This window comes from Pseudomonas sp. C1C7 (genome assembly GCF_013359595.1).
Classification (GTDB): domain Bacteria; phylum Pseudomonadota; class Gammaproteobacteria; order Pseudomonadales; family Pseudomonadaceae; genus Aquipseudomonas.
Map to the genome: position 1 here is coordinate 216430 of NZ_JABFMP010000001.1, position 13180 is coordinate 229609.

Sequence of the window (13180 nt, forward strand, 5' to 3'; positions counted from 1 at the left end):
GGAAAACGGGCAACGCTACTGCCCGTAAACCCTCTGCAACTGCGCCTGCGTCAGCGCATCCTCGAACGGCACCGGCACTGACTTCACCGCGCCATACAGATTGCGATAACGCGAGTAACTGCCGTTGTTGACCAGTTGATAACCCCGCTCGACCACGCGCTGGCCGTCCAGCACATAACGCAAGGTTTCCTGGGCCGCTTCGGGCGGTGCCGGTTGCATCAGGTCGGTGGCCAGCACGCGCATGGATTCGTCGATGCACTCGTCGAGCACCGCCGTCACCTTCGCCAGATCCAGGCTGCCGTCGTCGATGCATTGTTTGCCGCAACGGCGGATCGGCTGGCTGGTTACCTCGATGCGCATCCGGTACAGCGCCGAACCGGCAATGTCCTGGACCTGCACCTGATTGACCAGGACAAAACTGCCGCGATCGGGGGTGAGCATCAGTTTGGGTTCAATCACCAGCCGCGCAGTGACCGTCCCCTTCCCCTGCTTGAGCCCGGCACCCTGCGATGCCTGCTGGTAACGCTGTTGCAGACGCTCCTGCAACGGCACAGCGGCGAGCAGATCGGCCATGGGCCGTGCATCCTTCTGCGCGGATTTTTCCGCATCACGCTGCAGGCTGCCGCTGCCCATCTGGGTGTTGATCAGACTCGCCACCAGCAGCCCGGCCAATCCCGCGGTATTGCCGGAGTTCGCCACCAGATTGTGACTGGACGATGCCGCCTTCTGCGCCGCCTCGGAATCGATCACCGTACTCGCCCCGACAAACGCCTGGGGCAGCTGCATGTCCACTTTCAGCCCATGGGCCTGAATGTAGGATGCAGCGCCCTGGGAGCGAAAGCCGGCTTCAGGCGCCGGTTTCTGCGCACAGCCGGCCAGCACTGACAGCGTCAGTGCGCCGAGTATTGTCAGCGAGCGTTTCATTGCTCGAACGGCGTGATCATTTGCTGACGGCTGGTGTCCATGGCCTGGTAGAAGGCGTTGGACAGGTTGGTGTAGGTCGGCTCATCCCACTCGCCCTGGGCTGCCTGCACGATCGAGAAGGGTTTGAACCACAGCAGACGGTTGTCGGCGAGGTCGACCACCATGCCCTGACCGGCCACCTGAGCCATCGGTACGCTGGTCGGCACGAAGCCGTAGTAGCTGCGGGTGGCGCCGGTGGCGAAAACATTCACCAGCAACAGACGGTCAACGCCGTAAGTGGCCTTGAGCGGCGTCAGGTCGCGCACGGTGTAGCCTTCGCGGTAGCTTTTTTCCTTGTAGGCCTGGAGATTCACCGGCTCGTTGATTCGCTTGACCTTGAAACCCTTGGCCTCGAGCTTGGCGACGATGACGTCGGGCAGTGTATTGAGGTCGCGCACCTGCCATTTTTCGACGTTGTCGCTGAGTTTGCTGTTCACACCCTTGTTGATGGCGTAGTCCAGAAGCCCCTGGTTACCGGTCAAGGCCAGCACCGGCGGCGGCACTACCGTGATCGCCACACCGATGGTCGGTTCCTTGGCATCCCAGAATTGCTGGTCCAGCGGCACGGGAGGTTGAACATGGGCACAGCCGGTGAGGGTCAGGCAGGCGAGTAACGTGAGCGCAGCCCACGTACGAATGGCGCGGAGAGTCATGGATCAAATCCCTATGATTGAAAACGTGCAGCCTGAAGCGGCTGCGACGGTCGACAACCATAGTGGCACATTGATATTTTTTCAATCGGAAGAATCTCATCCTACAGGGAGATTGCGATCAAAAACTGTGGGGAGCCTGCTCGCTCCTACAGGAGATTGTGTTCGGCCACCGGTTCGATCTGCGCCCAGTGCGACGTATCTTCGCGGTGCGCGCGCAGGTACGGCAGGACGGCTGCCAGCAACGGCGCCTTGAACGGTTCCTGAAAACGATGGGCCAGGCCCGGGATCAGCTTGAGCTGGCTGCCACGCAGATGCGCCGCCAGGTGTACGCCGTGCATCACCGGCAACAGCGGGTCGGCGGTGCCGTGCACCACCAGCGCCGGCACCCGCAGTTGATTGAGCAGCGCCACGCGGCTTGGTTCGGCGAGGATCGCCATGATCTGGCGCTTCACACCTTCGGGGTTGAACGCCCGGTCGTAGGACAGCGCCGCCTGATGCAGCAGCGCCTGGCGATCGTCGGTGATGGTCGGGCTGCCCAGCGCGGCGAGCAGATCGGCCTGTTGTTCCAGCGCCACTTCGCGATTCGGCGCGCCGCGGCGGGCGAGCAACTGCACCAACGCCGCGCTCGGCGCAGGCAGCCCCTCCGCGCCGGAGCTGGTCATGATCAGGGTCAGGCTCTCGACCCGTTGCGGTGCCATCGCCGCCATGTGCTGGGCGATCATCCCGCCCATGCTCGCCCCCAGCACATGGAATTGCTCGATGTGCAGCGCATCCATCAGGCCCAGGCCGTCATCCGCCATGTCGGTCAGCGAATACGGCGCCGACACCGGCAGGCCCAGCTTGTAGCGCAGGACTTCGTACGTCAGGTTGGCTTCCAGCGGCGCCTGGCGCCAGGTCGACAGGCCGACGTCGCGATTGTCATAACGAATCACCCGGAAACCCTGCTGACACAGGGCGACCACCACCTCGTCCGGCCAGTGAATCAGTTGCCCACCCAGCCCCATCACCAAGAGCAGCGCCGGATCGGATTCACGGCCGATGCTCTGGTACGCCAGGCTCACCTGTGCCAGATCGACCCGTTCAGTCGGAACATTCACGTCACAACGCGACGCCGCCACGCTCGGCAGATTGAAAAATGCGGCCAGACAGAAGGCCGCCGATAAAAACAAAGCACGCATGAAAAAACACCGAAACGCAGAACCCCAGTAGAGCGCGAGTCTGATGAAGTTTGTTCAAGCGCGCTGCCACAGTTGCGTGACAGTTTGATGAAGAGCGCCGAATGGTCATCGCGATAACTATGTAGCACCCAGGCTCCACGCCACTTCCCTCAAATGGCCCGCTCGAGGAGCGGACCTGCCGCTCCCGCAAGGAGCCATTCTCGCCATGACCGAAAACTTTTTTCCCGTCGCGCCACACCCAACGCCGCTTGTTTTATCGACCCCTTTCAAATTGCCGCCACCGATCAATGAAAGCCTGTTTTTCCGCGCCTGCGATCGCTGGCGCGAAAGTAGCAAGGGCTGGAGCGATCTGGTTGCCGCGAGCCCTGGGCTGCGCGACACCCTTGATCAACTGCTGGAGCAAAAACTCGATCTGGATGGCCAACAGGCGGGTTTGCTGTTCACCGCGACGGATCAGCAACCCCAGCGCTTCGTCAGTTTTACCGATGCCTGCGCCTTCGTCCTGCAGCATCCGACCCTGGAAACGAGGTTGGACCAGCGATGTCGAGTATCCGGCCTGAAGCAGGGACACGCCCTTTCTAACCTGACCCCGCTGCAAATGCTCGAACGCCTCAAGGCGCTCGATGCGCAACAGGCACACGGTGAACGCTGGCAAGCGTTTTGGACTGCGCGTGCACCCGGCACCGCACTGTCGCGACAACGGCATGCCATACAGCTTTATCGCAATCATTTCGAGGCGGCCGCCGAAGTGGCATTCGCTCAAAACAAGCTGACCGCGGATCAACTCAAACCGCTGCAACTGATCATCGACCCGCCCGGCACTGCCCTGACGCTCGATGGTCAGCCCATCCATACCGAGCAACTGGCACTGGTGTTGAGTAACAACAGCAGAATCAAACTGAACGGGGCATGGGTCATCACCAAGGGCGAAGCGGCCAGCAGCAACCAATTGCTGTATCTGCCCGGCCGGCCCGTGGCCATCCAACTGTTCGAAGCGCGCAGTGATCTGCAGGACTGGCTGTCCCGACAAAATTTGGTCCCGCGTGGCTTGCCCACTGAAAACCTGCGTTTTGAGTACACCGAACAAACCGATCCCATGGTGGTGGGCGCAAGCGATCTGCTGGCGGCTCGTCAGCAGGCGCAGATCACCACCCTACGCAATGGCACTCACGGCAAATCCAGTTTGATGGAGCATGGTGAGCAATCGCTCGTTCAGGCCGACCGCTTCGATCAACAGCGCAGCAACACCAGCGTTTTCGCTGCGCCCCCCAGGCTGGAACCCACTCAAAGCAGTGACGAGGTAGATGAACAACCACCGTTCGGCAGCCTGTATGCCGATATCCCATGGCCGTTGCGTCAGGCACTGGTAAAGCAACAACGTGAGGCGCTTGAATCACTGATACAAGAAGTGGGTGATGGCACCGGCTTGCAACCGTTCAAGGACGCGCTCAAGGCACTGGAAGCTGCCGAAGATGCCGCCGATAACGCTGCCTCGGCCTTGCTGGGTCGATCGCGCACACGGGACCTGGTCACGTTTCAAAGTGAGTTCACGGCCCTCCATGACGCTCACAAGGCGGGCCTGCACGCCGAGGCTGCCCTGCAAATGGCCCTTAAACAATTGAGCGCTGACGAATACAGCCTGCTCAAGGCCTTGCTGGACACGCCCGACACGGCGGGCCCGGAAGCAGTGGCCGCCAGCCTGACTCTGTCGTTGACCCAACAAGAAGGCGACAAAACCACCGTCAACAGCGAAGAGCTCAAAGGCGTATTTGTCATCACCCATACCGATACGCTCGCCGATGCCGACTCGCCTGGCAGCCTGCTGCTTTATTGGGCCGGCAGTGGCGGTGGCCTGCAACGGTTCGCCAATCGACGCGAGCTTGAGCGCCAGATGTTCAAGGCTGATGCGCAGAGCGGCATGAAGTTGCGGCTGGCAACAATCAGCGGCGATGCGCTGCGCTACAGCCTGGATCAGTTGACCAGCGATTTTGAAGAACAGGCAGCCGCCATCCGCCAGCGGCTCAGCGAACCGACGGATGCCCAGCAGCGCGCCGAGGAACTCGAGGCACTGCGCACGCGCGCCCTCGCCACGCTGCAAGTTCCGGTGCATGCCGCCAGGAGTCTGGCTTTCGCCCACCTGCTGGAACAAGACCGCAGCGCCACCCTCGCCTCCAGGCTGCCGGATTGGCTCAAAACGATCACTGAGGCCAATCGCAACGCGTTCAAGGGCCTGATTGAGGCGTACATCACGGCAATGAATCGCAGCCACGAGCTCATGACGGTTCTGTTGGAACCGCGAACCGACTTCACCCGCAAACATCTGCAGGTGCGCTTGCGCACAGACTTTTCGATCACCGGGCATTTCGACATACAGGTGAACCTGCCCAACTCCGTCACCTGGGAAACACAACACGCCTCGGGCCCCTACGCACCGGTGCCCAAAACGGTGATGGTGCCCAGTGCCGCACGTAGCACGATGTCGCTTGAAGACCTGGCCCAACTGAATATCGACAACGTTCAGTCGACGCAACAGAACGCGCTTTCCCAGCGGTTGGTCTTCATGAACCTGCAAATCACTGCATCGGATGACAGGGATCGTGTGCGCCTGCACAACGGCATCAATCTGACTTATCTGCGCAAAATCCTGCCAGAACTGAATTTGCCCGAAGCCTATGAGCAGTTGATTCTCGATGCCTTCAAAGGATCAGCCACCGAACCGCTGTTCGTCAGGGAGTATCGAAGGGAATGCCTGATCGAGCCTTGGCGCCTGATGCTCAGGTTGCAAGGCGAATGCGCGCGCCTGCAACAACACATCAGCGACGAGGAGCTGAAAATCCTCAACATTGCCATCGACGCCAACACTGCGGCCCGATGGCGCTCCGACAACAAACGCATTGCCCTCTGGCCAGCGAGCCTGAGCGTGGGAGGCAAAGACACGCCCGGCCAGGGCCCGGCTACCTTGTCCGGGGTGACGTTCATCGAAGAACAGGTCGGCGGAGTCACTTTGCTGTACCTGCCCGACAGCCCCGATGGCCGCTTTCTGCGTCGATACGACAATCTGGAAACGGCACGCAAGGCCCTGTTCAACCTGTGTCAGCAGGACTGGATGATCCGCTACCTGGCGGGTCGGGCTTTGCACGGTGATCCGCGGGCCCATGAAAGCCGCATCAATGCAGCGGTCCAGAAAAACTTCGACACTTTGATCGAAACCGGCACCGCCTGGCCGGCCACCACGTCGCTGGCCGCCCACCTGCTCGATGCTCATATGGGCCGCCTGATTGCCACCCACCGCGACACTTCTCGCTCCAACGCGACGCTGTACCTGGAGCGGTATGCCCTTGAGGGGCCGCGCGCGTTCAATTACATCAAAATGGCTCTGGGGATGATGCCCTTCATCGGCACCGCCATTGCCCTTTACGATGCCTGGACCGCCGCGAATCAGGCGGCGGCAGCCTTCTTGCGCGGCGACGTGGCCGATGGGGTGGAGGAGCTCAAAACGGTTCTGCTGTGCCTGATCGACGCAGCCATGGACCTTGTTCCGGGTGAGGCGGCAGTCTCCGGGCCATCCCGCGCCGCTCGCGCGTTGACCCGCACCCGGCAATTGCGTGGATTGGCCAGCGGTGCCGCTGCCTTGCAGATACCCTCCTTGCGCCAGGCCCGGCATGTGGCGGCCCGCTTCGCCGGTTATGACTATGAACAACCGATTTCGCTGTCCGGGTTGCAGCCGGCGCCCCATGGCATTTACCGCAATGTTTACCGACATGCCGATGGCGACTTCATCGTGCGCCAGGGACGCATCTTCAAGGTGGAGCTCGGCAAGGATTCACGCCAATGGCGTTTGTCCGGCAATTCCCGAAAAACCTACAAACAACCCATTGCCCTGGATGAGTCCGGCCACTGGGACACCCACTTCGGGGTTTACGGCACGACGTTCGAGGGCGGCGGGCTGGGTGGCGGAAACGTACAAGGAATGCTGCTCGATGTACTTGATCCGCTCTGGCCGCAGGCCATTCGTGAACGGTTGCCACGCTGGTGGACCGATCAAGCCCTTCGTCGACATCATGCATTGACCGAAGCCTGCGATCAGATTGGCTTGCGTACTCAATCACAAAAGCAGCGCACCGACACTATTTTGGCCAGGTATGACAACACAGCTGCCAGTCAACGCGCAAAGTCGCTGATTCTGGAGGCCGATCTGTCATGTACGGCCGATATTGCGTTGGCACGTCAGCATTACCAGAAGTTGGTCGAGCTGTTTCCCCTGACCCAGGGCAACAAAAGGCGGAAAAACCTGGATATCCAGAGCAAAGCCGCCTCGTTGTTAACGCTGCGGTACGGGCAACGCATCAATCTGGCCCATCATCGAGCCCTCCCGCTGCTGGAGCGCATCGATGCGCTGACGGCCGATCTGGGGGCGTTACCTCGAGAAGCCGTTTCCGAACATCTCAAGCTGCTGGGGGACAAAAGAAAAATACGGTTGCAACTGATACAAGAACTGGACGCGATCAATTCCCTCATGGGTGAGATGAACTATTGGCATCAGCGCATCACCCTCAGCGCTTATAAAGCGGAATTGACTCCACACGTCGCACCATTGAACAAGCGGTTTAGTGATCTAAAAATCGCTCACTTGAAAACGGGTCAGTTATTGGAAGTCGTGACACGATATGAACTCGAAACTGATGTGTCCTGGTTCTATCTCCAGAGCCAGGTAGGCCCCATCAGACGCCAGGCCGACCAATCGCTTCTCATCCATCTCAGTCTGCCGGAAGTCAATGCCACCAGGCCTCAACGCAACCAGATTCTTCAAGAATGCATTGATAACTACACGAGACTGATTCGCGAAATGAGGGTCTGGACCATCCGCTATCCACAACACTTTCATTTGGATGCGGTAGAGCTGCTGCTGACCGGACTTGAGCGAATGATCGTCCAGGCTCGCAAGGACATACACGAACTGCCTTCAGCTCCAGTGAGGACTGCCGGAACATCGAACAAACGTGTGTTCACTACTGAAAATGACCAGTTGTTGATCGGCGTGGAACGATGGGAAACGACGACACAGCGGCGCCAGTACATCATGACCGGCAGTGGTGGACGGGAGGAAGTTTGGGAACAGGCCAGCAACGGCAAATTCCGCCTGTTGAATCCGCAAACCAGCACATCACTTGCTCCAGGAATGAGCCTTGCAGCGTTAGTGGCCGGTGCGCAAAAGCGCCTGGACGAACAACCGGCGTACCTGACAAAAGTGCGCTCCTATGCCGAGCAAGACATGCTACCGGTCGACCTTGAACACATGATGGTCACCGAGGCCGATGACCTGAGCCGTCGCGCTGATGACATCCAGGCACTGGCTGCACAGGATGCAATCATCGCCCGATTGCGCGACAAGGCCACCGAGCTGAAAACCATTGGCCGGCAATTGCGTACCCGGCAGTCATTGATCAGTAAAAAGCCTACCGATGGCATGCTGGACGACCTGGTCAGGCAAAACGCAGTGGACATCCGCAAGAAAGCGCCCTTGAAACACCTTGGCAAGCGCAAGGATGGCCGGACCGATTACATGCAGGAATACGAAGTCTGGGACCTCACGTCCACACCTCAAAAAGTGCTTTGGTATGCCCACTTCCACTATTCCAAGGCCGCGCCGGGTTTAAACGAATTCGAAAAAGCCCATCTGAAATTGCCGGAACATCGCTACCAGACCCACGCGGACAACCCCGACCTGCCCTTTGCCGATATCGGTAAACGGTCGGCGGTGTTACCGCACTTCGAAAATCTCTGACACAACACCCGACCCCTGTGGGAGCAAGCCTGCTCCCACACAGGCACTACAACTGGCAAACGCGTCAAGCCAACTGACTGCGCAACTGTCGCGCCGCCGCGACCATGTTCACCAAAGCCGCTTCCGTCTCCGGCCACGCCCGGGTCTTCAAACCACAATCGGGGTTGACCCACAGGCGCTCGGCCGGGATTCGTTTCACCGCCTTGCTCATCAGATCCACCATCTGAGCCGTATCCGGCACCCGTGGCGAGTGGATGTCGTAGACGCCCGGGCCGATGTCGTTCGGGTAGTCGAATGCCTTGAACGCTTCAAGCAGCTCCATGTCCGAACGCGAGGTTTCGATGGTGATCACGTCGGCGTCCATCGCCGCGATGGCTTGAATCACGTCATTGAATTCGCTGTAGCACATGTGGGTGTGGATCTGGGTTTCGTCCCGCACGCCGCTGGCGCTCAGGCGGAACGCTTCCACCGCCCACTCCAGGTATTCCTGCCATTGCTCACGACGCAGCGGCAGGCCTTCGCGGAACGCCGCCTCATCGATCTGCACGATCCGGATGCCGGCCGCTTCCAGGTCCACCACTTCATCGCGAAGGGCCAACGCCAACTGCTGCGCCTGGACCTTGCGCGACACGTCTTCGCGGGGGAACGACCACATCAGCATGGTCACGGGACCGGTGAGCATGCCCTTCATGACCTTGTCGGTCTGGCTCTGCGCATAGCTGATCCAGTCCACCGTCATGGCCTGCGGACGGCTGAGGTCGCCGTAGATCACCGCCGGTTTCACACAACGCGAACCGTAGCTCTGCACCCAGCCGAAACGGGTGAACAGGTAGCCGTCCAGTTGCTCGGCGAAGTACTCGACCATGTCATTGCGCTCGGCCTCGCCATGCACCAGCACGTCCAGCCCCAGGCGCTCCTGAATCTGAATGGCATGGCGAATTTCGTGGCGCATGGCGTCGTGGTAATCGTTGGCCGAGAGCTTGCCCTGCTTGTACGACTGACGTGCCAGACGAATCGACCCGGTCTGCGGGAACGAACCGATGGTGGTGGTCGGAAACGCCGGCAGCTTCAAACGCGCACGCTGCTGCTCGATGCGTTGGGCAAACGGCGACTGACGCTGACTGTCCCTGGCATCGATGGCATTGACCCGCGCCTGCACGTCTGCCTTGTGAATCCGCGGCGACTGCGCGCGACCGGCGGCAATGGCGCGGCTCTCGGCAAGAGCGGCCTGCACCTTTGGCGCTTGCGGATCGTTGAGCGCATCGCGCAGTACGGCGATTTCGCCACACTTCTGCACCGCGAACGCCAGCCAGCTTTTCAGCTCGGGGTCGAGTTTGTCTTCGCGCTCCAGATCCACCGGACTGTGCAGCAGCGAGCAGGAACTGCTGACCCACAGGTTCTCGCCAAAACGTTCCTGGGCGAACTGCAGTTGCTCGAGTACCGGCTCCAGCTCGCAACGCCAGACGTTGCGGCCATTGACCAGCCCCACCGAGAGAATCTTGTAGATCGGCAGGCGATCGAGCACGTGCAGCAGTTGATCCGGCGCACGCACGGCGTCGATGTGCAGGCCTTGCACCGGCAGGCCGACCGCCAGGCCGAGATTGTCCTGCAGGCCGCTGAAGTAAGTCGCCACCAGCTTTTTCAGCGGCGAGTACTGGAGGATGTGGTAGGCGCGCTCGAAGGCGTTTTTCCATTCCTGAGGCAGGTCGAGGGTCAGGATCGGCTCATCGATCTGCACCCACTCCACGCCCTGGGCAGCAAGACGGCCGAGGATTTCGCCGTAGATCGGCAGCAGGCGCTCCAGCAGGTCGAGCTTGTCGAAGTCGGCACCTTTGGCCTTGCCCAGCCACAGGTAGGTCAACGGACCGATGATTACCGGCTTGACGTTGTGCCCCAGGGCTTTCGCTTCATCGACCTCGTTGAACAGCTGCTCCCAGCTCAGCTTGAACTGTTGGTCGGCGCTGAATTCCGGCACCAGGTAGTGATAGTTGGTGTCGAACCACTTGGTCAGCTCCTGGGCGTACTGCCCCTGGCCGTGTTCGCCGCAGCAGCTGGCGGTGGCGCCACGGGCCATGGCGAACAGCGTGTCGAGGGTCGGCAGGCCGCGTTCGTCGCGGGTGCTGGCGAAACGCTCGGGGATGACGCCGAAGGCCAGGGAATGGCTCAGCACCTGGTCGTACCAGGCGAAGTCGCCGACCGGTAGCAGGTCGATGCCGGCGTCTTTTTGCAATTGCCAGTGGGTGGCGCGCAACTGGCGGCCGACGTTTTCCAGCGCGGTCCGGTCCAGATCACCTTTCCAGTAGGCTTCGAGGGCTTTTTTCAGTTCGCGGTCGGCGCCGATGCGCGGGAAACCCAGGGTATGTGCCACGGCCATGGTGAAGGTGCTCCTGTATAAAAGATGGCGCTATTGTCGACAGCCAGAGCATCATGAGACAAACTCAACCTTTTCGTGTTGATCACAAGTTTTCCTCATGGAGCCATTCCGGTGCTTGAACTCCGCCACCTGAAAACCCTGCACGCCCTGCGCGAAGCCGACAGCCTGGTGGACGCCGCCGACCGCCTGCACCTGACCCAGTCGGCGCTGTCCCACCAGTTCAAGGAACTGGAAGAGCGCATGGGCATGCCGCTGTTCGTGCGCAAGACCAAGCCGGTGCGCTTCACCAGCGCCGGCCTGCGCCTGCTGCAACTGGCCGACGCGACACTGCCGTTGCTGCGCGCCGCCGAACGGGACATCGCGCGCCTGGCCGGTGGCACCGCGGGGCGCCTGCACATGGCCATCGAATGCCACAGCTGCTTCCAGTGGCTGATGCCGACCATCGACCAGTTTCGTGATGCCTGGTCGGAAGTCGAACTGGACCTGGCCTCGGGCTTCTCCTTTGCGCCGCTGCCGGCCCTGGCCCGTGGCGATCTGGACCTGGTGGTGACCTCCGACCCTGTGGATCTGGTGGGGATCACCTACGTGCCGCTGTTCACCTACGAAGCGATGCTCGCGGTGGCCAACCAGCACCGCCTGGCAAGCAAACCCTACATCGTCCCCGAAGACCTGCTGAGCGAAACCCTGATCACCTATCCGGTGGAGCGCGATCGCCTGGACATCTTCACGCGTTTTCTGGAACCGGCCGACATCGAACCGGCCCAGGTGCGCACCTCGGAGCTGTCGGTGATGATGATGCAACTGGTGGCCAGCGGCCGCGGCGTATGCGGCATGCCCCACTGGGCGCTGCATGAATACAGCTCACGGGGTTATGTGAAGGCCAAGCGGCTGGGCGAGAAGGGATTGTTCGCGACGCTGTACGCGGCGATTCGGGCGGACATGCTGGATGCGCCTTACATGCGCGACTTTCTGCTGACGGCGAAGGACACATCGTTTTCTACGTTGGATGGGGTGAGTGCGGTCCGCTGATATTTCCTGAAGGAACGCAGACAACATGTGGGAGCGCGTGACAATCAGATTTCGCGCCACATGTGAATCTTGTCGAAGTATTCCTCCCCCACCCGCACCGCCATCGGCTCCAGCCCGAACTGGATGAAGCCACAACGCTGGTAGAGGTTGATCGCCGCCTGATTGCCAGCGGTGACGGTCAGCTTGACCAGCCGCAAGCCCTGATGCCTGCCCGCCTCGTCCAGCACCGCCTGCACCAGTTGATACCCCAACCCCTGCTGCCGCACGCCGGACGATACATACATGCCAAACAACGTCGCCTTGTGCCGGGCCTTTTCCCGGGGCTCGAACGCCAGCCCGGCGATGCCCGCCAGGCGCCCCTCGACGAACCCGCCGAACACCGCGTCCAGCTTGCCGCTCAGGCGCGCCTCCCACCAACTCAAGGGCAGTGATGAGCGTTCGCGCACGCTGGAGGTGAACGCCTGGGGATGACGGTCATAGGCCTCGAGCGTCAGGGCCCGATAGTCGAGGGCATGACTGGCATTGAGCCGCTCGATCCACATGTTCAGGCCATCCGGCGCTGTTCAAGTATCAGCCGCAACGCCAGCGCCGACAGCACAAAGCCCATGAAATAACGCTGCATCGCCAGCCAGGTCGGGTTGTTGACGAACCAGGAGGCGATGCCGGCGGCGAACAGGGCGATCAGCAGGTTGACGCAGAAGCTGACGCTGATCTGGGTCAGGCCCAGCACGATGCTCTGGGTGAACACCGAACCGTGCTCGGGGGAAATGAACTGGGGAAACACCGACAGGTAGAACACCGCGATCTTCGGGTTCAGGGCGCTGGTGAGAAAGCCCATGGTGATCAGTTTGCGCGAAGAGTCCGGTGGCAGCTGTTGCGCCTCGAAGGGCGAGCGAGCGCCGGGTTTGACCGCCTGCCAGGCCAGCCACAACAGGTACAGCGCACCGGCCCACTTCAATGCTTCGTAGGCCATCGGCACCGCCAGAAACACCGCGGTAAGGCCCGCCGCCGCAGCGAACACATGCACGAAAAAGCCCGCCACCACGCCCAGCAACGAGGTCACGCCGGCCTTGCGCCCCTGGCAGATCGTGCGCGAGATCAGGTAGATCATGTTCGGCCCCGGTGTCAGGACCAGCAGAAAGGCAGCAGCAGCAAAAATAAGCAAGTCCTGGAGCGGGATCATGGCGGGTCCTTGGCG

General features: G+C 60.9%; 8 protein-coding genes. 2 read left to right on the plus strand and 6 right to left on the minus strand.

Annotated features, from left to right (window positions below; translation table 11 throughout):
* Positions 1-15 precede the first annotated feature (15 nt).
* From HNO86_RS01135 to HNO86_RS01145, 3 genes are all read right to left on the minus strand, one after another.
* Complete coding sequence (locus tag HNO86_RS01135) at positions 16-924, minus strand: hypothetical protein (protein WP_175375188.1); 909 nt, start codon at positions 922-924, stop codon at positions 16-18.
* The gene (locus tag HNO86_RS01140) at positions 921-1616 is read right to left on the minus strand and encodes a hypothetical protein (RefSeq protein ID WP_175375189.1); all 696 of its coding nucleotides are present in this window, start codon (positions 1614-1616) and stop codon (positions 921-923) included. Before HNO86_RS01140 ends, HNO86_RS01135 begins: the two co-directional genes overlap by 4 nt.
* Positions 1617-1762: 146 nt before the next feature.
* Positions 1763-2794, minus strand: coding sequence for an alpha/beta fold hydrolase (locus HNO86_RS01145; protein WP_175375190.1), 1032 nt, complete (start codon positions 2792-2794; stop codon positions 1763-1765).
* 205 nt (positions 2795-2999) lie between these two features.
* On the opposite strand from HNO86_RS01145, the gene HNO86_RS01150 reads away from it, so the two are divergent.
* The gene (locus HNO86_RS01150) at positions 3000-8579 is read left to right on the plus strand and encodes a dermonecrotic toxin domain-containing protein (RefSeq protein WP_175375191.1); all 5580 of its coding nucleotides are present in this window, start codon (positions 3000-3002) and stop codon (positions 8577-8579) included.
* 64 nt (positions 8580-8643) lie between these two features.
* Here HNO86_RS01150 and metE read toward each other — a convergent pair whose 3' ends face one another.
* The gene (metE, locus tag HNO86_RS01155) at positions 8644-10953 is read right to left on the minus strand and encodes a 5-methyltetrahydropteroyltriglutamate--homocysteine S-methyltransferase (RefSeq protein ID WP_175375192.1); all 2310 of its coding nucleotides are present in this window, start codon (positions 10951-10953) and stop codon (positions 8644-8646) included.
* A gap of 111 nt (positions 10954-11064) precedes the next feature.
* Here metE and metR point away from each other — a divergent pair, with 111 nt between their 5' ends.
* Entirely contained in the window at positions 11065-11982 is a 918-nt protein-coding gene (gene metR, locus HNO86_RS01160; RefSeq protein ID WP_175375193.1) for a transcriptional regulator MetR, read from the plus strand.
* Positions 11983-12026: 44 nt separating this feature from the next.
* Here the strand turns inward: metR and HNO86_RS01165 are convergent, their stop codons facing one another.
* Together HNO86_RS01165 and HNO86_RS01170 are read right to left on the minus strand one after the other, a co-directional pair.
* A complete protein-coding gene (locus HNO86_RS01165; RefSeq protein WP_175375194.1) occupies positions 12027-12524 on the minus strand; it encodes a GNAT family N-acetyltransferase in 498 nt (165 codons plus the stop codon).
* Positions 12525-12526: 2 nt separating this feature from the next.
* Complete coding sequence (locus HNO86_RS01170) at positions 12527-13165, minus strand: LysE family translocator (protein WP_175375195.1); 639 nt, start codon at positions 13163-13165, stop codon at positions 12527-12529.
* Positions 13166-13180: the final 15 nt, after the last annotated feature.

What these genes read in the sequence shown, in the direction of transcription:
- HNO86_RS01135 (WP_175375188.1), bottom strand. Translation starts at nt 924, where the DNA reads ATGAAACGCTCGCTGACAATACTCGGCGCACTGACGCTGTCAGTGCTG.
- HNO86_RS01140 (WP_175375189.1), bottom strand. Translation starts at nt 1,616, where the DNA reads ATGACTCTCCGCGCCATTCGTACGTGGGCTGCGCTCACGTTACTCGCC.
- HNO86_RS01145 (WP_175375190.1), bottom strand. Translation starts at nt 2,794, where the DNA reads ATGCGTGCTTTGTTTTTATCGGCGGCCTTCTGTCTGGCCGCATTTTTC.
- HNO86_RS01150 (WP_175375191.1), top strand. Translation starts at nt 3,000, where the DNA reads ATGACCGAAAACTTTTTTCCCGTCGCGCCACACCCAACGCCGCTTGTT.
- metE (WP_175375192.1), bottom strand. Translation starts at nt 10,953, where the DNA reads ATGGCCGTGGCACATACCCTGGGTTTCCCGCGCATCGGCGCCGACCGC.
- HNO86_RS01165 (WP_175375194.1), bottom strand. Translation starts at nt 12,524, where the DNA reads ATGTGGATCGAGCGGCTCAATGCCAGTCATGCCCTCGACTATCGGGCC.
- HNO86_RS01170 (WP_175375195.1), bottom strand. Translation starts at nt 13,165, where the DNA reads ATGATCCCGCTCCAGGACTTGCTTATTTTTGCTGCTGCTGCCTTTCTG.